This is a genomic window from Hafnia psychrotolerans, from assembly GCF_014639435.1.
Taxonomy (GTDB): domain Bacteria; phylum Pseudomonadota; class Gammaproteobacteria; order Enterobacterales; family Enterobacteriaceae; genus Ewingella; species Ewingella psychrotolerans.
Window position 1 is genome coordinate 131145 of record NZ_BMFZ01000004.1, and the last position, 21256, is coordinate 152400.

Sequence of the window (21256 nt, forward strand, 5' to 3'; positions counted from 1 at the left end):
AGATCAAAGCGATCAATTGCCTTGGATGCTTTTGTGCAAGACAGCACAAACGTTGGTTGTGAGTTAAGGGCTATGAGTTCAATTGATCGATGCAACCCACTGCTCTGCGCGCAATGTTACCCAAATCCGCCCAATCCTCCACGGCCTTAAAGTGCATATCGACCTCACCAAACCGAATACAAGCACCGCACGTTAATCTGGCTGACGGGGCAACTTTACGGCCTTTTACACTTTCGCATCTTGCGGCCAAAAGTTCGATTGATTCAGTAACACCGTAGATTGTCTGAGGCAGTGGCTTATGGCGGAATATTTTATCTAATCTTATTTATTCAATAAAGCAACAAAATCCGCTGTTATTTATTTATTCCATTAACTCAGAAATAACTAAAGAGAAAATATTTATCGCCGATGTTACTACTTGAGGTGAGATGTAAAATACACCACCCACCTTTTTAAAAAATGTTTCATCTAATCATTGCTTGTATTACAAGCATCTTTCAAATTTTTAAACCAAGGAAGCATTAAATGAAATTCATACGAGATATTAAAATAAGAACAGCACTCGTGCTCATTCTCATTACGTTTTCTCTGTTATGGACTGGGGCATCAGGATTTGCCCTATATTCACTTAAGGAACTCAAGCAAGAGCTCGGGGTGACCAACATTCAACAACAAAATGGCGACATCATCAATGGTGCTAATGCACAATACTACCGTGCAATAACGCTGTTGGAACGCAGCATGGTTGGGTTGGCAAAAGATGACAGTGGAATTTATGACCTTGAAATAAAGGCAACGCTTGTCGAATTAGACCGTCTTAAAAACGGACTAGAACAATTTAAAGCAATTGATCATGGAAATCTCGACCCAGAGATCGTGGATGATATTTATAACAGTTCATTTACTCTCTACAATGATGCTGTATTACCGATGTTTAAAGCCGCCACAGAAAAAAATATCAATGCGTTCGAAAAAATAAAAACGGATAAATATCTGCCTCTTAGGAGTGACTTCAGTGTAGCAATAGAAAAATACGGCGCAAATATAATATCCTTAAATAGTGAGGCAAACTTAAGAATTACCCAGTGGGTGGTATGGTGTCAGTATATTCTAATCAGTGCGCTATCCATTAGTGTGCTGATCATGCTGGTGACTGACCGCTATCTGGTAAACTTTCTTGTTAAGCCGTTGAACATCGTGAAGGCGCATCTTGAATCTCTGGCGGTGGGCGTACTCGATAAAAGAATTGTTGACCAGGGTAGAAACTGTATTGGGCAGTTGATCCCGTATATTGACAAAATGCAGGGTAACTGGGCCAAAACGGTGTTTGAAATCCGCAACAGTGCAGATTCAATTTATAAAGGTTCTAGTGAGATCTCGATCGGCAATACCGACCTGTCCTCCAGGACTGAAGAACAAGCATCAGCGCTGGAAGAGACAGCCGCCAGTATGGAAGAGCTCGGTTCAACCGTTCAGCAGAATGCCGATAATGCCAGCCAGGCAAGCACACTGGCAGACCAGGCGACTCGGGAAGCGCAACAGGGAGGTGCCATTGTCAACGGTGTCATCGCCACCATGACCAAAATTACCAGCAGCTCACATAAAATCGTCGATATCATTGGCGTCATCGACAGTATTGCTTTTCAAACCAACATTCTTGCCTTAAACGCTGCCGTCGAAGCGGCACGTGCCGGAGAGCAAGGCCGCGGGTTTGCCGTCGTTGCCAGCGAAGTAAGAAGTTTGGCGCAACGCAGTGCACAGGCAGCAAAAGAAATTGGCGTACTGATTAATGAATCGGTAGAAAACATTCAATCAGGATCTGAGCAGGTGGCGAACGCAGGTGATGCGATGGAAAAAATCGTCAGTTCAGTCAGCCACGTCAATGACATTATGAGTGAGATAGCGGCGGCATCGACTGAACAAAGCAAAGGGATCGGCCAAATTGGTACCGCAGTGGTGCAAATGGACAGCGTGACGCAGCAAAATGCCGCATTAGTGCAAGAATCTGCGGCTGCGGCTGCCTCGCTGGAAGAGCAGGCTCGTCAACTGACAGAAATTGTCTCGGTATTTAAAATCGAAGGAAAGGAATCGCAATCTTCAACCGGTCCTCTTCTCAGGCCGAATACACGAGTTAGTCGCGCGGTGTCGGTCCAACAACAGGGCGGATGGGAAAAGTTCTAATGTTGCAGCCCCTTTCAGCATGTCAGAGAAGGGCGAATAACATGATGAGTTTCCTTTGGCACATAACTGCCACTCTCACCTGATAGAACGTTGATATCTGCAGAACTTGCGGTACCGGTAAGTCTACCCAGGGCGCCTCCTCGTTGAGTGGGCGCCTTTCACCGGGATGGTTGAGTCAATCGGTTTAGACAAATACGCCCTATCATTCCTTTCTACAGGTAATGCGCACACATTCCGGCATACCTGCCCACGTCATGTTCTTTAATGCACGGACACGGTCATCGTCTCTTCGAGATCGGCATCTTAATATCACATAGCCTCAGAGGGTCATTTCCCCGAAAAGCGGTTTACCTCGTCACATCATCGCTTCTATCGCTAATGAATACCGCGGAGTCACTGACCGCCGAATGGGCAAAGGCAGGCTCATGACCGGACCTCATGCAATGTAGTGGATATGTTTTTTTCCGTGGAAGGGCGAAATTTCAATCTTTGTCTCTACCTTGAACACATCCCAAAGTAACGTCTCTGTGAGGATCGCCTGCGGGCTACCTGCGGCGACGATCTGCCCTTCTTGCATCACAATTAACGCGTCGCAGAACATCGAGGCGTGATTGATGTCATGAATAGCCACAATGCTGGTCACGGGCAATTCGCTGACCAGTTTCATCAACTGTAACTGATGATGGATATCCAAATGGTTGGTCGGCTCATCAAGAAGGATCTCCGTCGGCGATTGTGCGATAGCGCGTGCAATGTGAACACGCTGGCGTTCGCCCCCCGATAAACTCTGCCAGCCCTGTTCACTTTTGCTCAGCATATCTACCCGCTGGAGTGCGGCAGTGACAGTATCGTCATCTTGCCTGCTCCAGTTAGAAAACGGAGAGTGATGGGGAATGCGCCCCAGTTTGACCACGTCGACAACGCGCATATTGGACTCGGTCATGCCGTGCTGCTCCACAAATGCCACCCGACAGGCGAACTGCTTTTTGGCTATCCGGGCGATGTTTTGCCCATCCAGCGTGACAGTCCCTGAAAAGGGGCGTCGTAATCCTGCCAGGATCCGCAACAATGATGACTTACCGCAACCGTTAGGGCCAAGTAGGCCGACGGTTTCTCCCGTCGGAACGCTCAGTGAGACGTTGTTTACGATGGTTTTTTTACCGACCTTCCAGGTAATATTTTCAGCAGTAATACTCATCACTTATTCCTTGAACGATAGATAATAACGGCAAAGAACGGTACACCAACGAGCGCGGTGACGACGCCGACCGGCAGGCTTTGCGGGGCGATCAATAAGCGAGAAGCCACATCGGCGAGCACCATCAAAATGGCACCCGCCATCGCGCTGGTGATAAGCAACCGGCGATGCAACGGCCCAAAGAAGAAGCGCATAACATGCGGAACCACCAACCCCACAAAGCCGATAGAACCGGCCATGCTGACGATAGTGGCCGTGATCAACGCAGTGATCGTGAACAGGATCAGGCGCACCCAGGGCACGGCGATGCCCAGAGAGGCGGCCGCATCATCGCCAAAAGTAAAAGCATCCAGTGCACGAGAATAGTAAAGGCACACCGCAAGCCCTATCAGCATGACGACCAGAATAAGTTGAAACTCGGGCCATCTCACTCCGCTGAAACTGCCCAATAACCAAAACATCACATCACGCGCCTGTTGCGCGCTGGCGGATGTGCTGATGGTGTAAGCCGTAATGGCGTTGAAGAGTTGAGACGCAGCCACGCCCGCCAGAATGGTACGTTCATTGCCGCCGCGCGCGCCATTGGTTAAAAAGGCGACAAAGACAAAGGCGGCTAATGCCCCCGCAAATGCCCCGGAGGAGAGCGACACCGCACCGGTTCCGATACCCAATACGACGACTGAAACCGCGCCAGTTGAAGCGCCCGCAGAAACGCCGAGCACGTAAGGTTCTGCCAGCGCATTCTTTAGCAGGCTTTGCAGTACCACACCGCAGATCGCCAACCCGGCACCGCAACAGGCCGCCACAAGCGCACGGCTCAGGCGGAAGTCCCAAATCACACTTTCGTAAATACGGCTAAGGGGTACCGCTGTCAGCCCGAGTTTATTACTGATGGCATAGAACACACTTTGCAGCGGGATAGAAAGCTCCCCCACGCTGACACCAATCGCGATGACCAGGAATAGCAACACCACGGAAAAAACGCCCGATGCGCCTAGCAGAAACCGCTGTTTGATCGGTTGTGCCACACCGGTCATTGATTGAGTCCCAGATTTCTGAGCTGTTCACCAATCTGTTCAGCACCATAGATTGTGCGAATAGTGGGGTTCATTGCCTGGCCGTCCATCACGACGATATGACCTTTTTTCACGGCATCTAATTGGCTCACCGCAGGATCAGTTTTGAGGAATTTAATCTTTGCTTCGGCGTTATCGAGCGCCCAGCGATTTCGGTCAAGGCTTGATACAACAATCACGTCGGGATTCGCGGCAATGATGCTCTCCCAACCGACAGTTGGCCACTCTGTCTCTGAGGTGATGGCGTTATGGCCGCCCAACACATTAGCGATAAAACCGGAGGCGCTGTTCTTGCCGCCGACATAGGCGTCAGAAGTGGGGGATGCGCTGGAGAACCAGAAAACAAACGAAAGGTCTTTCTTGTTTTTTCCAAACTCCTGGCGAAGATCTGCCTCGCGTTTTTTAAAATCAGCAATTAAAGCCTGGCCGCGATCTTCGACGTTGAAGATTTTAGCGAAGTCTTCAATCTCTTTATAAAGGAAGGTCATGTCCCACAGCTTTTGGCGGCTACCGTACATGTCGCCAATACCTTTTGTGGTGGCGCACATCCCCGGGGACATATAGCTATTAATGCCAACAGTGGCGAAATCTTCGCGCTTGGCAACTTTACTTTCCGGGCCGAGCAGCAAAGGCAGTTGTGCGGGAACAAAATCAGGGTTTTGGGCAAGGATAGATTCAAGCGTGGGTATTTCTACCGTCAGCGTTTTGATTTTTTTATTCTGTTCAGCGAGTTGCGGCAAAACTTTGGTCGGCCAAAACGCACTGGCGACCATCTTATCCTGCAACCCTAATAGCAGCAGAATCTCGACGGTATTTTGTCCCAGTGCGACAACGCGCTCAGGGGCTTGGGTAAACGTCTCTTTATATCCACAATTCTCAATCGTGAGAGGATACGTTGTTGCTAAAGCAGAATTAACCGAGGCGAGCACCATTCCTAACGCACAGATGACCTTTTTCATGTAACACGACTCTTTAACTGAATGAATGTTGAATACGGAAACGCAATGATAATGAAAATCATTTATTATGCGATAAAAATATACGGCTTAACCGATGGAAAACCCACAGTAAATACACATCAACATTATGGAATTAAGCGGTAAAGAAAACGTAAAGTCGCTCATGATGCCGTGGATAATATTTAAAGCCTCTCCGTCTTAACGCGATGTCCTTTCCAGGATTGCTTTGTGCTATTCATCAACGTGCTCGTCATCAACGGGTTGAACGCCCCTCATTCGGTCATACTCCCGTCAGTGATTTCAGCCAGCAACCAGCGTTCAAAATCCTGCAGTGCAGGTTCATTTATTCCTGTTTCCACCGGTTTTACCAAACAGAATTTTTTGCTCAGGCACTCTGATTCTGGCCAGGGCGCGACAAGCGCTCCGCCCCTCAGTTCTTTCTCGACGTACATCCGCGGCACCATGGCCACGCCTTGTCCCGCCAATGCGGCAGCTATTGCCATTTCATGCAGGTCATACCGGACACCTTGAGCGGGATTATCAATGATTATCCCGCTTTCCTTGGCATAGTTATGCCACGCTTCCGGATTCTGCCGCCGGTGAATACGTGGTAGTTCGTTCAACTGATCATAGACGTTCTTTTCCGTTAACAGCGCAGGATGACACACCGGCACCAGCGTTTCCTGAAAGAGAAAGTCCATGCGCATCCCCGCCCATGCGGGATGATCAAAATGAACGGCGGCGTCAAAACCACTCCCGGTGAGAATGAATGGGTCGGTTCTGGCCGCAATATTTAATGTGATGTCGGGATGCAGAGATCTAAAACCGTTCAGGCGGGGAATCAGCCACCGACTGGAAAACGTCGGCAGGACGGCAATATCCAGATTTTTACTGCCTTCAGGCAGGCCCATGATGTACTGGGTATCCCTGTCGAGCCGTTCGAGCGTTTCGCGTATTTGATGGGCATAGCGTGCCCCAACAGGATTAAGCTTGACCCGGCTTCCGGTACGGTCAAACAGTCGGCAGTTCAGCAACGATTCAAGGCGCGCAATCTGCCGGCTAATGGCGCCTTCCGTCAGCGATAACTCCTCTGCGGCCCGGGCAAAGTTGCCGTGTCTTGCCGCGGCATCAAAGGCCTGCAGGGCCGTACTACTGGGAATTTTTCTGCGCATAAAAACGGTCCCTCACGCGGTGCATGTCATGACCTTTCAGTGAGTTAATATCACTAATCAATGAAATAATATCGATTTATAGCCGAAAATTCAGCATGTAGCATGATGAAAAATCATTGAGCAGGCGCTTAGGTCCCTGCCGCTTATTCATGCCGAGGTGAGTCAATGTTCTATACCGTGGAATGCACCTATACCGACCCCAAAAGCGATGGGAGATTTTATGCGTGAACGGGATCGGGCTATTCGACAAGCCTTGGGCCTAATGGCGCGTATTCGCTGTTTTGGCTCTACCGCATCACAAATAGATGCTCGACACTAACCCACTAACCCTGAGGTATTGATGAACTCTCCACACTTCACATCCCATCAGATTGGGGATTTTCTGGTCACTGCTCTGAGTGACGGCAATATGTCAGCCAACCTGGATTTACTCTCAGGCATTGAGACCGCCGATGCTGGGGTCATTCAGCACCGTTGCGGGATTACTGAACCCGGCAATATCCATATCAACTGTTATCTCATCCGCGGTCGGGGACGAACCCTTCTGGTTGACACCGGTACGGGCGGTGTCAACCAAGTGGGAGGTCTGCTCAAAGGAAACCTCGGTGCAGCCGGGGTAACCCCTGATGACGTGGACACCGTCTTATTGACGCACGGCCATCCTGACCATATTGGCGGCCTGCTGGATGCGGAAGGACGCCCCATCTATAAACATGCAGAACTTTATCTTCATCCTCTCGAAGCGGAATACTGGCGAGATGATGAAAAACTAAAAATGGCCAGCGAGCGCGTGCAGGGGAATTTTACGCGGGTCCGTCAAACGTTAGACGCTTATACACAGAGCCTGCGCTTTATTGACGGGAACGAGATAATTGAGGGTATTCTCCCGGTATGGCTGCCGGGTCACACGCCAGGTCATACCGGATTTCGCATCGATTCAGGTGATAAAAGCTTATTGATATGGGGAGACATCGTCCATTTCCCCCATATCCAGTCAGCACATCCGGCCGTTTCTATTGTGTTTGACTGCGATCCCGCTCAGGCCGAAGCAACACGAAAAAAATGCCTGTCACAGGCTGTCAGGGAAAAGCTGCTCATTGCCGGAATGCACTTAGCCCCAACAGGGTTTGCTCATATTCTCATGGCAGAGAGTGGATACCGTATTTCATACCCGGAAGAATGAATGGGAACCTTTTTTGAAAAAAAAGTAATCCGACATGGGGTGCTCCCAATCGCATTGAGAACACCCCATGTTTTTAAGCGGGCTGTTCTACTGTGGCTCCTCTGATTACTATTTCTTTTGCCAGTAAAGGGCCGAAAAATAAGCCATATCATTAAGCACTGTTTTACGTTGTGAACTTAGACCGGGCAACCATCAGACTTAAAATAATGCCTATTATTGCACTGGCCATACACAATAAATTAACGGCAAGTAAAAGGCTGGCATGATCAATCACTACACCGAGTAAAATAGGGATCCCGTTAGCAACGTAGGCAATAACATAATACAAAGATATTAAACGTGCGTGACTCGCTTTAGGTGAGATCATATTGACCAGCGTAGCGCTACCCACAAAAATTGCGCCATAGGCATACCCACCCATGATCATACCCACACCAGCCAGAATGACCGAGTGCAACGCAATAGCGCCGGCAAACACTAATACTGACAAAGTTTGTGCCAGACATCCGTACAACAGTGAATGGCGTGCATTGAGTTGACGGCTCATAATCTGACTGATGCCGGCAATGGTAAGATAAGCCGCGATAACATAACCATAAATGCCACGATTATGAATATCCAATAGTGATTCTGAAACACCAGGCCCAACGGCAAGAATGCTCGCAGCAACGGCCCAACTGGTAAACAGGGCAACAGAACATAAGAAGAAGTTTTTACCCGTGGCCTGCAAACCCGACAACAGGCTGCTATTTTCAGCCTCTACTTTATCTTTCGTCTTTTCATGCACAATAATCACCGGGGAAGAGGGCCACTTGAACATTACCCCTAATGCAGCAATAAACGAGATCGCCATAATAAGGATGAAGGGTAATGAGGTGGCGTGGAATCCCGTTTGTAAAGCAATGCCGCTGAATATAGGCCCCAGCGCCAAACCTGAGGTAAAGGATAACGTGGCAATCAGTGCTGCAACCTTACCGCGATCCTTAGGTCCAAAATGAACCAAAGCCATGTTTGCTGCCCCCGTCAATGCACCGGTACCCATCCCGGCCAATAACCGAGCAACAAATAGCAAAGTAAATGAGTCTGCTCTTGCAAATAATAGTGCACCGCAGAAGACCATAAATAACGCCGGGACAATCATGCTGCGCAAGTCTTGGACTTTGCCTGCCATATTACCGACGCCAAACAGTGATATAAGAACACCCGCGGCATAGGCACCATAAATGAGGGTCAAACTCACTGCCGTGAGCCCTAATTCATGTTGATAGAGCGGATACAATGGAGTAGGTGCACTGCTGTTCAATAACGCAGCCATTAAAGCCAAAGCAAGAAAAAGCATAATGACAAAATGTGATGTGCGTGCAGGAGCATGATTAATAGCAAAACTATCAGACATCTCTTTCTCCAGAGTATTCGGTTTTCACCTTAATCATTTTATTAAAAAATCTTATTCGGATAGTCAGTCAATTATCAGAACTGGCGCCATCATAATAGTTTGCTGTCGCGTTAAGAATCGATAAAACTGCATTGCAGTGGTTCAAAAATGCAGTCATTGTCCAGCACTGATGCAAATTTACCGCATCAAAATGCCCTATCCTGACAACAAACCCTTTATCATAACGCCGAAAATTTACTTGCTACACTTGATACGAGCACGTTATCACTCTCAGCCGTTATCAATGCTCTCAAAAGGAAATTCAAGAATGAATTGGGACGATGCGCGTTTTTTCCTCGCACTGGCGCGATGCGGCACCTTGCGCAAAGCGGCAGGTCAGTTGCTTGTCGATCAAGCGACAGTGGGCAGACGCATCACGGTGTTAGAGGAAAGCCTGGGTTCGAAACTGTTCATTCGTACGCCAAAGCGTTTTTCCCTCAGCCCATTGGCTAACGAATTGCTGCCTGATGTCATTAAAATGGAAGACGCCATGCTTGCCATCCGTCGTAAAGCCTCCAACGGCGACGACAGCATGAGCGGTCATGTCAGCATCGCGACCACCGACAGCATGGCTGAGGTTTTTGTTATACCCGCGCTGAAAAAGCTTCGGGAGCAATATCCTGAAATCACCGTAACCTTATTGACCTCGGTAACGATCTCGGATATTTCATATCGAAGTGCAGACATGGCTATTCGTGGTGCAAGGCCGGAAGAGAAAACATTGGTAATCAAGCGACTATCCACTATTGAGATGGGGCTTTATACCACTGAAGAGTATATTCAAAAAAAAGGCATGCCAATGAAAGGGACTCAGCTCCAGGGGCATGATTTATTGATGTTTCCAAAGGATTTAGTGCCAAGGCATTGGGACAACTTCGGTGGCGAGAATCTCGTTAACCCTCATGTGGTGCTTCAATCCAACTCGCAAATGCTTCTGCGCTCAGCAACCTCCCACGGTCTTGGTATAGGTTTGCTGTCCTCATTTCTGGCAGAGCAGGATCCCAAACTGATAAGAGTGTTTCCCGAAAGCAAGGATTGGGTCGATATATGGCTAGTTTTGCATCCAGACCTGAAGCGCTCGGCCAGAATTCGCGCTGTGATTAAAACGCTGGAGTTTGAATTTTCCAAACTGCCGGTATAAATACCGCTATTGTCTGCATTACGTACTGCGTCAAGATGTAAGTACACTGGTTTTATAGCCTTCTGAAACTGCGGCTGACGTATTCTCCATGGATTACTAGAACATATCAGCAATATTAGCTGTCTCCGCTTGTGGCACATAGATGCTCATAACGACGACCTCCGGCGGTAATGAGCAAGCAGAAGACGTCTCATCAGGGAAAAGGACTGATGTATGAATCGCTCAAGGCGGCGATTCAGTATGTGCATGAAAAATATGACTTGCATCGAATCATGGCAAACCATCTTCCTGATAACACTCGCAGCAGCAAAACACTTGAAAGCCTAGGATTTATGAAAGAGGGATATGCAAAATCCTATCTCAAAATAAATGGTATTTGGCAGGACCATGTACTGAACTCAATTATTTTTCCAGATAAATAACAAGTAGGCAGAATCGAATGACTCATTGAAACCGTTACTTCGGCCTAGCGTTGACATTAAGGTCAACACTAGGCTGAAGGCCGTTGATTAGCAGGTTGAACTCACAGCGAAAAACGAACGTAATACCGGATACACCCTATAAATCAGACAACGATCCGCTATCTGTCGATCTTGTTACGTTCTCCCATTGATCGATTTCCTGACTCAATGCTGCAAGCTTTTGCCGCACTAAATTTAACGCATCGCTGCCTAACAACAAATGCGTTGGTGGACTCTGGTTTTCAATCAACGCCAACATCGCGTGCGCCGCTTTAATCGGGTCGCCGGATTGTTTACCGCTTTTTTCCTCACGCGCCTGGCGAATGGGATCGAATAACGCATCATAGTCCGGGATACTGCGAGCGCTTCGTACCATCGAGCGACCCGCCCAGTCGGTGCGAAACGAACCCGGGGCCACGGCGGTCACATGGATATTAAAAGGTGCAAGCTCTTTGCTTAATGTCTCTGATATTCCTTCCAGTGCAAACTTGCTGCCGCAGTAATAGCTGATGCCGGGCAGGGTAATAAAACCGCCCATTGAAGTGATATTGATGATATGACCGCGACGCCGCTGTCGCATCAATGGTAATAATGCTTTGATCATCGCCACGGCACCAAATACGTTGACATCAAACTGACGGCGCATGTCTTCAAGAGAGGATTCTTCCATGACGCCTTCATGCCCATAGCCGGCATTATTTACCAGCACATCAATCGGACCGATTCGGGCTTCAGCATCAGAAATGACGGCATCGATATCCGCAAAATGGGTGACATCCAGTTCGTATGCAAAGGCATTATTCGCATGTAAAGCTTCAAACGCGATTTTCGCCGGGGTATTGCGTACTGTGCCGACGACCCGATAGTGACGAGCTAACGCAACCTGCGCCAGCGCACGGCCAAAACCGCTGGACACTCCGGTAATTAATATCGTTTTAGGATTGGACATTGACGACTCTCCGTGAATACATTGGAAGTGCATGATATTCTCGGTACTGGTTGTTTATAAGACCTTATCTTATGGTTTTATTGCCCAATCTTATGAGGTCGGAATTTTATGACGAATGAAAATTTACAACAGGAAATGGTGCGTCAGCTTAAAATGTTTGCACCGCAGGAAGGCTACAACCTCACTGCCCTGCCTGATGTCCGCATCCTGCGATCCGATCGTCCGCTGGCACGTACGCCAGTATTGTATGATCCGGGAATTGTTATCGTCTGCCAGGGTTCGAAGCGCGGTTTTTTTGGCGATCAAATTTATCTTTATGATGAGCAGCACTATCTGGCGGTGTCAGTACCGGTTCCATTTACCATGGAAACCGCCGCATCCGAGCAGCATCCGCTGTTGGCAATCTATATGCATCTGGATTTCAACCTTGCCGCTGAGTTAATGTTGCAGTTGGAACAACAGGCTGTCCCCTTTGAAGCAAGGGCGGCGCAAAGCATGATGTCCAGCCCGATGGATGAGAATTTACGTGAGGTGATACTGCGTTTTCTTAAGGTACTGAGTCATCCACTGGATGCGGCCATGCTCGGCCAGTCACTGATACGTGAAATTTATTATCGCGTGCTGACGGGCCCTCAGGGCAGCGCATTGCGGGCCGCCCTGAACCTACAGGGACAGTTTGGCAAAGTAGGAAAAGCGCTTCGCTATATTCATTCATATTATGTGCGTCCTCTCAATCTGAGCCAGCTGGCCGCGGTAGCCGGGATGAGCGTGCCCACTTTTCACACCCACTTCAAAAGCATCACTCACCAGTCGCCGATGCAATACCTGAAGTCTGTGCGTTTGCATCAGGCACGGATGTTAATGGTACGTCAGGAGATAACGGTCATCGCAGCCTGTTATGCGGTTGGCTATCAAAGCGCCTCTCAGTTTAACCGCGAGTTCAAACGCTTATTTGGTTTGCCTCCCGCCGCAGAAATAAAACGCATGCAGAGTCACTTCGCCGTCCCCCCAGCGCAGCAAGCATCAGAATTTGTGTCGTCACATTAAACCTTGTCTTTCATGGGTTAACACGCCGCGAAGTGGGCAACGCCCGCGTTTGGCGGTGAGTCCAACCGATGGATGCAGCACACGGGCCACATATAAAACCGCGCCATAACCTGGCGTCGTCATCGGCGTGACAGGTTGTCAGCCGTCGCGCCGTTAAGCCAACAGTCTGATTCGTCAGCCCGCTTAAAATTCGTTATCATCCGCTCCCACTCTCTCTCCGGGTAGCCTGATGTCTAAGATTGTCGATACCTTTATTGCCCCGCCGTGCCATGACAAGATCGAGACGCTGTATCAGGACGAGCACCTGGTGGTGATCAATAAACCCGCCGGGTTGCTCAGCCTCTCGGGGAAAAACCCGCAAAATCTTGATTCGGTGCATTATCGGCTGGTGCAGATATACCCCGGTTGCACCTTGGTCCATCGCCTTGATTTCGGGACTTCCGGGCTGATGGTGATTGCCCGCAATAAGGTGATAAATGCTGCGCTCTGCCAACAGTTCAGCCAGCGTACAGTGACCAAAGTGTACAGCGCATTGCTCTGCGGACATCTGGAAGATAACGAAGGCGTGATAGACGCAGCGATTGCCAAAGATCCGGCGCTGTTTCCGCTGATGTCGATTTGCGCAATCCACGGTAAGCCTGCTCGCTCCGGCTATCGAGTCATTGAACGCTTTTACCATGAGTTGGAAGACAAGACGTTACTGCCATTGACGCGGGTACAGCTAACCCCGGAAACCGGGCGCACTCATCAACTGCGCCTCCACTGTCAACGGCTGGGCCACCCTATTTTGGGCTGTGACCTGTATGGCGGTCGCCTGCTGCCAGGTACCGAACGGACGCCACGGCTGATGCTGCACGCCAGTGAACTGCATTTTGTTCATCCTATCAGCCAAGAGTCGATCAAAGCCCGTCATGCCAGCCCGTTCTGAAAGCGAAAGTCGCGGTCACGCTGCCGCCGCGCAGACGCTCGGCGTGGTGCCAAGTGCATACCAAAAGGCGTCATCAGATGACTTTGATCGTAAAACCCGACATCGGTAACCGTTAATTACCACATCAAATCATCGGGTACTTTAAAGTCGGCATACGGATCTTCTTCATCTTGCGCTTCCTGACTCAGCGCACTATTTAATACAATACTGCTCGCATCTCGCTGCGCAATTTTATCGGCTACGCTCGCGGGGATAATCGCGTATTTAACCTCGCCGCTGTGATCAACCACCAACCGAGCAATGGCGAGACGACCACTAATCAGCTGAGTTTGAGTCAGCTTATCCACCGTGACTTTTTTTATTAAATTATTATCGGTGAAGTTAAAATCAATATCGCCTTTGGAAATGTCGATTTTGTTAATTTCAATCAGCTGCTTCACCTGAGCTTTATATTCTTTAGCTAAAGCAGCTTGTCTTTGTTGTTCGCCTAGCTGTTTATCACGCTCAAGTTGTACTTTCTTATTTTCTTCCACCGCCTCTCTTGCCTCACGCGCCTGAGCACGTGACTTTTTAGCCGTTCTTTGGACTTTGGCCATTTTTTTGCTGCTGACTAATCCAGCTTTTAGCATCTGCTCTTGTAAGGTAAGTTTTGTCATTTTCGTTTCTAAACCCGTTGAATAATGGGTGGGATTATACCTGTAATTTTTGAGGCTGTACCAGATTGCAGGACCTGATGATTCGGTCTCGGCTACGCGGGTGAAGAGACGTTATGATTGATGGGTCCAGGTCCCGCGTGTTGGTATTGCTGCATGACAAATCGCGGGGCATGAACTGAAAGAATGGCCGCCTTATTGCTGCCATAAGGCGGCAGAGCATATGAGTTAGTAAGTATGGAAGTATTGCTGGATCAGTTCAGGGTTGTGCGTCTGGGTTAGCGCCGTCATCAGCAAAATACGCGCTTTGGCCGGATTAAGAGAGTCTGAAACAAGGCCCGGCTGCCCGGCATCCGGGGGAACCACACCACTGCCGGTGCGCGATGCTCGCACCACGATAATGCCCGCTTTCTCCGCTTTTCTAATGCCCGCATCGCTGCGCACGGACACCGAACCCGCACCGGTCCCCGCATACACGATACCATCTGCGTGATGGGCAATGGCAGCATCATAAAAATATTCAGGATCGTCCTGGTAACCATAAATGATGACCACTTGTGGCAGTTTTTTAACGTTGCGCACGTCGAACACTGAACGCAGAGTATGGATTTTATCGACGCGTGTTTCAAATTGTGGTTTACCTCCCACAATCACCCCGAGATAACCCTCTTCCGGTGCCTTAAAGGTATCGAGTGTCGTGGCATTGGTTTTGGTCATAAACCGTGCAGCACCGATTCGGTCATTCAGCACCACCATGACACCCCGACCTTTGGCATCAGGATCGGCGGCCACCGTCACCGCGTCTAACAGGTTCATCGGACCATCCGCACTGATCGCCGTCGCAGGACGCATCGATGCGGTAAACACCACCGGCTTATTACTTTTCACCGTTAGGTTAAGAAAATAGGGGGTTTCATCCAGAGTATCAGTGCCATGCGTAATCACTACACCATCAACATCATCCCGCGCTAAAAGCGCGTTTACACGCTGAGACAGTTTAAGAATGATGTCACTGGTCATGTTCTCACTGCCAATATTGGCAATTTGCTCACCCGTTACGTCGGCAATCTTCTTCATTTCTGGCACCGCATTAATCAGGGTGTCCACACCCAGTGCGCCGGCTTTATAGCCTGTGGTTTGGGTATTACTGGCGGCCGAACCGGCAATGGTTCCGCCCGTTGCCAATATGACGATATGAGGTGTTTTGGTCGCGCTTAACGCGCACGTACTCATGACCAGTAATACGGTTGCCAAAAATGCATTCAATCTCATTATGAACGTTCTCCAGGAGGATGATGATGAGGTAGACACTCGGCTATGTACTGCAAAATCAATGCCATTGTTTTTGCACGAAATGTATACCAAAAAATCACTCACTGGGTATTTGTGTGAGCGTTTTATGATCGACCGCTCCAAAATAGTGCACAGACATGGAGACAAAAACGGCGCAGCGACCGTTGAGTGTGCCAATGAGGTTTACGCTGAAGTGACCGATTCTCCCGGACTTAAAACGACACCAACATGCACTCAGGTGAGTGATCATAGCGGTGCGATGACGATGTCTTATCGATTCGGGGTGGCCCACCCGCAGCCACCCCGAATAACCGGCGATTAGAACCAGGCTTCCCACATCGCGCCAACGTTAAGCGAGTCCAGGTTGGTATTGTCGTCGTCCGTGCCATTGACCCGTGCGGTACGTTTATTATCGACCTCACCTCCCGTGACATAGAAGCGCAGCATTGGGCGGAATTCTGGCCCCATCGCGATCGAAACGTTCTGCGACAGCGTGACTTTCCAGCCGTTGTTATCGCCGCCCTGATCGTAATCTACACGCTGATAGCCCATTTCCAGCCAGGTTGAATGGACGTCGTTCCACCAGTACATCGGACGCACAATCGCATTATAGTTGCGGCGGTCATCGGTGCCGTCGGCCTTGTTCGAGTAATCATGGAAGGCCAACAGATATTCAACCTGCGTCTGCTGGGTGAACTTATAATTCCCCTCGAAGCTGGTATAGATCGTCGTTAGCTCATCGGTTTTGTTGAACACGCTGTTATCTGAATTATTAGAGTAACGCGTGATCAATTTATTTACGCCATTCTCTCTGGTATGACTCAATACCAAGCCGCCCTGCCAGGCCTTCAGACGCGCGTCGCTATCAATAGCTTTGGAATCAAAGCCATAATTGGCGTAAACCTCCACATCCAGTGGGCCGACCTTCATGCCATGTATTTTTGAGGTTAGCGCATAGTTGCCTTTATCCCCGGTACCCGAACCGCCAGTACAGCTAATTCGCGATGGGTTAGCGCCATCTTCGGTTATTTCCGGATCACAGGACTCGACGGAGGCCACCGTCGCCACGTCAAACTTCACGCCGCCCATATCAAAGTTCTTCACCCCAGCGCCCTGGCCGTCGTGATTCATCCAGAAATAGTCGTTGATCCCCTGCTGTGGACGTTGGTGGAAATCGCGACCCGCCCACAAATACGCATTCGGGTTGGACTCGAACAAATTGGTCACGCCAGCATAGGCTTTCTTGAGATTGACCTCATCGCCCCAGTGGTCGAGCATCACGTTGATGTCCCAGATCGCGCCGTTATTGCCTTTAAACGCTTTGGATAGCTGGAATTCACCACCGTTGCCTTCGTTGCCCAGTCGGCCTATCGCCGAAGAACCGTTATAGGAACCATCAACGCCAACAAACTTCTGGTCACCGCCCTGAAACTGCGCGCCGTAACGCGCATAGCCAGTGAACTGCACGCCAAACGGAATCGCCATATCCGGCGACTGCGCGGTCGTTTGTGGTTCGGTGATCACATCCGCTTTTTTCGCCACGGCGTTATCGATTTTTGCCTGACGCTCTGCCAGCGCGTTATCGACGGCGTTATCAATTTTTACCTGGCGTTCTGCCAGCGCTTTATCAACAGCTTTAGCCACAATCGCGTCGATTTGTTCCTGAGTAAATTCTTGTGCCAGTACAGATCCAGAGCAAAGCGCTGCCATCACCGCCAGGGCAACGGGTAATTGATTATATATTTTCATCATTATCTCAATGTCGCACACGCCACTCTTTGCGCGATAGAAAGCCGCGCAAAGAATATCGCGTGAGTTAAATGTTATTTAGATAATAACCTGCTCATTCTGGTTGGGATGATAGATATCCCGCCACCAATATAAGCTGATTTTTTATAATTAATGTAGGTACAGATTCATTAAGCTCTTCTGGTGGTTATTTCTCCTTTGCTATGATTAACCGTCTATTATGTTCGCTGATAAAGGTGAATGATTTCTTCCGACAACTCACGCGCCAATAATGACGTCATCAAATGGTCCTGAGCATGCACCATAATTAACGTCATCGGCTGTCGGCCTTCGCCAGCATCCTGTTCAATCAACTTTGTTTGCATCTGATGCGCCTGACGCGAGAAGCCATCGGCCTCCAGCAACAGCGCCTTCGCTTTAGCAATATTGCCTTCGCGCGCCGCGTGCAGCGCTTCAAAGCAAAGGCTACGTGACTGCCCGGCATTAACGATAATTTCCATTACCGCATTTTCTAATTCAATCATGATCACTGTCCTTATCTTCAAAACCATTGGCTGCTGAGGTCGCCGCAAACCATTCACCACTTTTCTTCACGGTGCGTCGCTGAGTGGCGAGATCTAATTGCACAAAGCCGTAGCGATTTTTATAGGCATTGCACCATGACCAGTTATCAATAAATGTCCACATGTGATAACCAAGGCACTGACAGCCTTCGTTAATGCCTTTATGCAGCCATTTAAGATGGCCGGAAATAAACTCAATACGATAGCTGTCGTTAATTTGGCCGTTCTCAACAAAGCGCTGTTCATCTTCAACGCCCATTCCATTTTCAGAAATAAAGCAGCGCGGATTACCATAATTGACACGTAAATTAGTCAAAATATCGTAAATACCGGGTTCATAAATTTCCCAACCGCGATAGGGATTCATTTTGCGCCCGGGCATTTCGTAGTTGTCGAATAACCATTCCGGCATAAACGGCGATTGCAGATTCACGGCGCTGTCACGACACTTGACCCGTCGTGGCTGATAATAATTAATGCCCAGCAGGTCAATCTTACCCTCAGCGATCATCGCCTTGTCTTCCGGCTGACAGGCGGGAAGTTGATCCCAGTGTTTTAGCAACGCCACCAGGTCGGCCGGATACTCGCCGTGCAGCACCGGGTCAAGAAAACTGCGGTTAAACAGCAGATCAGCGTGGTGTGCCGCCGTCAAATCCGCCGGATTTTGCGATCTCGGGTAAGACGGGGTAAGGTTCAGCACAATGCCAATCTCCCCCGCGTATTCCCCGACACGAAACGCCCGCACCGCTGAGGCATGAGCCAGCACGGTGTGATAGGCCACCGTCGCTGCCCGTTTAAAATCCACCACGTTGGGATAGTGGAAATCATACAGATAGCCACCTTCCACCGGCACGATGGGCTCATTAAAGGTGAACCAGTGCCGTACCCGATCACCGAACAGTTCAAAACAGAGAGTCGCATAGCGGCTAAATGCGGCGACCACCTCACGGTTTTCCCAACCGCCCAGCTCCTGCATCACTCTCGGCATGTCGAAGTGAAACAGGGTAATAAACGGCTGAATGCCCTGCGCCAATAGCTCATCAATCACGCTGTTATAAAACGCGACGGCCTGCGGATCCACGTCCCCGGAGCCGTCCGGGATCAGTCGCGCCCAGCTAAGAGAGGTGCGAAAACTGTTGTGATTCAGTTGCTTCAGCAGCGCGATATCCTCGCGCCAGTGCTGGTAAAAAGTTGACGTATCCTGTGGCCCCACCTGCTGATGAAAGCGCGTTGGCTGCTGGCTGTACCAGACATCCCAGGTGGTTTCACCTCGGGCTCCCAACTGGCTTCCTCCTTCGGTTTGCAGCGCCGAGCTGGCGCTACCCCACCAAAAGTGTTCAGGAAATGTGTATTTCATGGCTCAACTCTCCTTATCAATCAGTTGCTGCTGGCAGTTCCGGTCAGCGGCGCGGCGCCTTGTGCTTTCTGCTGTTCGGTTATCAGCAAAGAGCGCTCGTAAGCCCGCAAGAATGGCAGGTACATCAGAGCGGACATCACCATGCAAACCAGGCACATTACAACCGGGCTTAATGCCCAGTTAGCCGCCCAGGAAGCCCCGATGGGTGCCGGCGTGGTCCACGGCGTCAGCGAGACCACTTGTGCCAGCCAGCCGAGCCGGGTCGCACCATAGGCGAGGCAGGCGTTGACCAAAGGGACAAACACGAATGGGATAAACAGTATCGGGTTCATAATGATCGGTGCGCCAAACAGGATCGGCTCATTGATGTTAAAGAAGCTCGGCACCACGCCCATTTTGCCGATGGTCCGCAAGTGGGCAACCCGGCTACGCAGCAGCAAGAACGCCAGTGGCAGTGTCGAACCCACACCGCCAATCAGCAGATAGTGGTCCCAGAAACCTTGCAGATAGATGTGTGGCAGCACGGAGCCGGCCGCCAGTGCAGCCTGGTTGGCTGACAGGTTCGCCATCCAGAACGGGTTCATAATGCCGGTAACAATCAGCGAACCGTGGATGCCAGCAAACCAGAAAATCTGGCACATCAACACCGACAGAAGAATGGCAGGCAGCGAATCCGACGCAGAGACCAGCGGCGCAAGCAGATGCATAATGGCCTGCGGAATGATCATCCCGGTTTGCGCTTCGATAAACAGATTCAACGGATGCAGAGTCCCTATCACTACCAACACCGGGATCAGGATCTCAAACGAGCGCGCAACGCCGGTAGGCACCTCTTTCGGTAAACGGATCGTAATGTTGTTCTTTTTCAGCCAGACGTAGACATGCGTTGAGTAAATCGCGGTGATCAGCGAGGTGAAAATGCCCTGACCAGAGAGATACTCCGTCGAGATCTGACCGTCGGCATAGGGTGCAGCAACCAGCAAGAAAGCCATAAACGCCAGCATGCCGGACATGATCGGGTCCAAATTAAATTGCCGTCCGAGGCTGGCGCCCACGCCCACCGAGATGAAGAAGGTCATCACCCCCATGCTCAGGTTAAACGGCAGCATCAGTTGATCACGATAGGCCAGTGAAAAATCCAGCCAGCCACGGGCAAACCCGTTGGTACTCTCAGCGGAGAACGGCGGGAAAATGAAAACCAGCATAAACGAGCCGATAATCATAAACGGCAGCGCGGCGGTGAAACCATCGCGAATAGCAATAACGTATTTTTGCTGACCCAGACGGCCTGCCAGCGGGGTGATGGATTGCTCAATAATGGCAACCATTGACTGATATAAAGAACTCATATGAACACCTTTTTAGTGCACCGCGTTAATCAGCGAGAGAGCATAGTCCAGTACTTTGTCACCGCGCTGCATGCCGTAGTCCATCGGATCAATGGACTGAACGGGAATGCCGCGGGTGGCAGCCTTTTCTGACAGTGTTTTCAGCATATATTTAACCTGAGGGCCCAGCAGCACCACCTGATATTGCGGAAACTGCGTATCGAACTCCGAGACGCCATAGGCCTCGATTTCGACCGCTAACCCCCTTTGATTGGCCTCTTCCAACATTTTACGCACCAGCATGCTGGTGGACATTCCGGCCGAACAGCACAGCATTATTTTGAACATCGACAACCGTCCTCAACATGTAATCAAACGTGAATACGGAAATAATTGGACACTATAGGGAAACCGTTTTCCATTCGTAACCCACAGAACTGTGAGATTCATCATAAATGAATCTATGAAAGGGTTTTTTTTCGGGTTTGCATCACATTATTTCGGCAGCACCAGATCGGGTTTGAGATGATTTGGATATTCGGTTTCCATGAAAAAAAGAAAACAGTTATACTGACGCTGGCGG

Annotated in this window: 18 protein-coding genes and 1 pseudogene; 6 read left to right on the forward strand and 13 right to left on the reverse strand. The window is 49.7% G+C overall.

The window, feature by feature from the left end:
• The first annotated feature begins 525 nt into the window (after positions 1-525).
• Positions 526-2181, forward strand: a complete 1656-nt coding sequence (locus tag IEV89_RS08955) for a methyl-accepting chemotaxis protein (RefSeq protein ID WP_188472668.1) — start codon at positions 526-528, stop codon at positions 2179-2181.
• A 436-nt stretch (positions 2182-2617) separates the two neighbouring features.
• Here IEV89_RS08955 and eitC read toward each other — a convergent pair whose 3' ends face one another.
• The 4 genes from eitC to IEV89_RS08975 all read right to left on the reverse strand — a co-directional run bounded on the left by eitC (position 2618) and on the right by IEV89_RS08975 (position 6586).
• Positions 2618-3379, reverse strand: a complete 762-nt coding sequence (eitC, locus tag IEV89_RS08960) for a siderophore ABC transporter ATP-binding protein EitC (protein ID WP_188472670.1) — start codon at positions 3377-3379, stop codon at positions 2618-2620.
• Entirely contained in the window at positions 3379-4416 is a 1038-nt protein-coding gene (locus IEV89_RS08965; protein WP_188472672.1) for a FecCD family ABC transporter permease, read from the reverse strand. The genes eitC and IEV89_RS08965 overlap by 1 nt, the downstream gene beginning before the upstream one ends.
• Complete coding sequence (gene eitA, locus IEV89_RS08970; protein ID WP_188472674.1) at positions 4413-5414, reverse strand: siderophore ABC transporter substrate-binding protein EitA; 1002 nt, start codon at positions 5412-5414, stop codon at positions 4413-4415. Before eitA ends, IEV89_RS08965 begins: the two co-directional genes overlap by 4 nt.
• Before the next feature lie 272 nt (positions 5415-5686).
• Entirely contained in the window at positions 5687-6586 is a 900-nt protein-coding gene (locus IEV89_RS08975) for a LysR substrate-binding domain-containing protein (protein WP_188472676.1), read from the reverse strand.
• Positions 6587-6926: 340 nt separating this feature from the next.
• On the opposite strand from IEV89_RS08975, the gene IEV89_RS08980 reads away from it, so the two are divergent.
• Complete coding sequence (locus IEV89_RS08980) at positions 6927-7769, forward strand: MBL fold metallo-hydrolase (RefSeq protein WP_188472678.1); 843 nt, start codon at positions 6927-6929, stop codon at positions 7767-7769.
• 163 nt (positions 7770-7932) lie between these two features.
• Here IEV89_RS08980 and IEV89_RS08985 read toward each other — a convergent pair whose 3' ends face one another.
• Positions 7933-9165, reverse strand: coding sequence for an MFS transporter (locus IEV89_RS08985; RefSeq protein WP_188472680.1), 1233 nt, complete (start codon positions 9163-9165; stop codon positions 7933-7935).
• Between the two features lie 307 nt (positions 9166-9472).
• Between IEV89_RS08985 and IEV89_RS08990 the strand changes: the two genes are divergently transcribed.
• The gene (locus IEV89_RS08990) at positions 9473-10345 is read left to right on the forward strand and encodes a LysR family transcriptional regulator (protein WP_188472682.1); all 873 of its coding nucleotides are present in this window, start codon (positions 9473-9475) and stop codon (positions 10343-10345) included.
• A gap of 194 nt (positions 10346-10539) precedes the next feature.
• Positions 10540-10767, forward strand: a pseudogene (locus tag IEV89_RS08995) (GNAT family N-acetyltransferase); the annotation flags it as partial.
• A gap of 136 nt (positions 10768-10903) precedes the next feature.
• On the opposite strand, the gene IEV89_RS09000 reads toward IEV89_RS08995, so the two are convergent.
• Positions 10904-11755, reverse strand: coding sequence for an oxidoreductase (locus IEV89_RS09000; RefSeq protein ID WP_188472687.1), 852 nt, complete (start codon positions 11753-11755; stop codon positions 10904-10906).
• A gap of 108 nt (positions 11756-11863) precedes the next feature.
• Here IEV89_RS09000 and IEV89_RS09005 point away from each other — a divergent pair, with 108 nt between their 5' ends.
• Both IEV89_RS09005 and IEV89_RS09010 read left to right on the forward strand, forming a co-directional pair.
• Complete coding sequence (locus IEV89_RS09005; protein ID WP_188472689.1) at positions 11864-12802, forward strand: AraC family transcriptional regulator; 939 nt, start codon at positions 11864-11866, stop codon at positions 12800-12802.
• A 229-nt stretch (positions 12803-13031) separates the two neighbouring features.
• The gene (locus IEV89_RS09010; RefSeq protein ID WP_188472691.1) at positions 13032-13730 is read left to right on the forward strand and encodes an RluA family pseudouridine synthase; all 699 of its coding nucleotides are present in this window, start codon (positions 13032-13034) and stop codon (positions 13728-13730) included.
• 116 nt (positions 13731-13846) lie between these two features.
• On the opposite strand, the gene IEV89_RS09015 is transcribed toward IEV89_RS09010, so the two are convergent.
• From IEV89_RS09015 to IEV89_RS09045, 7 genes are all read right to left on the reverse strand, one after another.
• Positions 13847-14386 carry a DUF2058 domain-containing protein gene (locus tag IEV89_RS09015; RefSeq protein WP_188472692.1) on the reverse strand — a complete coding sequence of 180 codons (540 nt, stop codon included), beginning with the start codon at positions 14384-14386 and terminating at the stop codon, positions 13847-13849.
• Positions 14387-14611: 225 nt separating this feature from the next.
• Positions 14612-15655: a fructose-asparagine asparaginase gene (gene fraE / locus IEV89_RS09020; protein WP_188472694.1), complete on the reverse strand. Its 1044-nt coding sequence runs from the start codon at positions 15653-15655 to the stop codon at positions 14612-14614.
• Between the two features lie 339 nt (positions 15656-15994).
• On the reverse strand, positions 15995-17425 hold the full coding sequence (locus IEV89_RS09025) for a carbohydrate porin (RefSeq protein ID WP_188472696.1): 1431 nt from the start codon (positions 17423-17425) through the stop codon (positions 15995-15997).
• A gap of 218 nt (positions 17426-17643) precedes the next feature.
• Positions 17644-17949: a PTS lactose/cellobiose transporter subunit IIA gene (locus tag IEV89_RS09030; RefSeq protein WP_188472698.1), complete on the reverse strand. Its 306-nt coding sequence runs from the start codon at positions 17947-17949 to the stop codon at positions 17644-17646.
• On the reverse strand, positions 17942-19345 hold the full coding sequence (gene gmuD, locus IEV89_RS09035) for a 6-phospho-beta-glucosidase GmuD (RefSeq protein WP_188472700.1): 1404 nt from the start codon (positions 19343-19345) through the stop codon (positions 17942-17944). The genes IEV89_RS09030 and gmuD overlap by 8 nt, the downstream gene beginning before the upstream one ends.
• Positions 19346-19365: 20 nt before the next feature.
• A complete protein-coding gene (locus tag IEV89_RS09040; RefSeq protein ID WP_188472703.1) occupies positions 19366-20694 on the reverse strand; it encodes a PTS sugar transporter subunit IIC in 1329 nt (442 codons plus the stop codon).
• 12 nt (positions 20695-20706) lie between these two features.
• Positions 20707-21021, reverse strand: coding sequence for a PTS sugar transporter subunit IIB (locus IEV89_RS09045; protein ID WP_188472705.1), 315 nt, complete (start codon positions 21019-21021; stop codon positions 20707-20709).
• Positions 21022-21256 lie beyond the last annotated feature (235 nt).

Bases quoted from the DNA above. Each gene is read 5' to 3' on its own strand.
- IEV89_RS09025 (WP_188472696.1), bottom strand. From the start codon at position 17,425: ATGAAAATATATAATCAATTACCCGTTGCCCTGGCGGTGATGGCAGCG.
- IEV89_RS09005 (WP_188472689.1), top strand. From the start codon at position 11,864: ATGACGAATGAAAATTTACAACAGGAAATGGTGCGTCAGCTTAAAATG.
- IEV89_RS08990 (WP_188472682.1), top strand. From the start codon at position 9,473: ATGAATTGGGACGATGCGCGTTTTTTCCTCGCACTGGCGCGATGCGGC.
- IEV89_RS08980 (WP_188472678.1), top strand. From the start codon at position 6,927: ATGAACTCTCCACACTTCACATCCCATCAGATTGGGGATTTTCTGGTC.
- IEV89_RS09045 (WP_188472705.1), bottom strand. From the start codon at position 21,021: ATGTTCAAAATAATGCTGTGCTGTTCGGCCGGAATGTCCACCAGCATG.
- eitC (WP_188472670.1), bottom strand. From the start codon at position 3,379: ATGAGTATTACTGCTGAAAATATTACCTGGAAGGTCGGTAAAAAAACC.
- IEV89_RS08965 (WP_188472672.1), bottom strand. From the start codon at position 4,416: ATGACCGGTGTGGCACAACCGATCAAACAGCGGTTTCTGCTAGGCGCA.
- IEV89_RS09030 (WP_188472698.1), bottom strand. From the start codon at position 17,949: ATGATTGAATTAGAAAATGCGGTAATGGAAATTATCGTTAATGCCGGG.
- gmuD (WP_188472700.1), bottom strand. From the start codon at position 19,345: ATGAAATACACATTTCCTGAACACTTTTGGTGGGGTAGCGCCAGCTCG.
- fraE (WP_188472694.1), bottom strand. From the start codon at position 15,655: ATGAGATTGAATGCATTTTTGGCAACCGTATTACTGGTCATGAGTACG.
- eitA (WP_188472674.1), bottom strand. From the start codon at position 5,414: ATGAAAAAGGTCATCTGTGCGTTAGGAATGGTGCTCGCCTCGGTTAAT.
- IEV89_RS08975 (WP_188472676.1), bottom strand. From the start codon at position 6,586: ATGCGCAGAAAAATTCCCAGTAGTACGGCCCTGCAGGCCTTTGATGCC.
- IEV89_RS08955 (WP_188472668.1), top strand. From the start codon at position 526: ATGAAATTCATACGAGATATTAAAATAAGAACAGCACTCGTGCTCATT.
- IEV89_RS08985 (WP_188472680.1), bottom strand. From the start codon at position 9,165: ATGTCTGATAGTTTTGCTATTAATCATGCTCCTGCACGCACATCACAT.
- IEV89_RS09015 (WP_188472692.1), bottom strand. From the start codon at position 14,386: ATGACAAAACTTACCTTACAAGAGCAGATGCTAAAAGCTGGATTAGTC.
- IEV89_RS09000 (WP_188472687.1), bottom strand. From the start codon at position 11,755: ATGTCCAATCCTAAAACGATATTAATTACCGGAGTGTCCAGCGGTTTT.
- IEV89_RS09040 (WP_188472703.1), bottom strand. From the start codon at position 20,694: ATGAGTTCTTTATATCAGTCAATGGTTGCCATTATTGAGCAATCCATC.
- IEV89_RS09010 (WP_188472691.1), top strand. From the start codon at position 13,032: ATGTCTAAGATTGTCGATACCTTTATTGCCCCGCCGTGCCATGACAAG.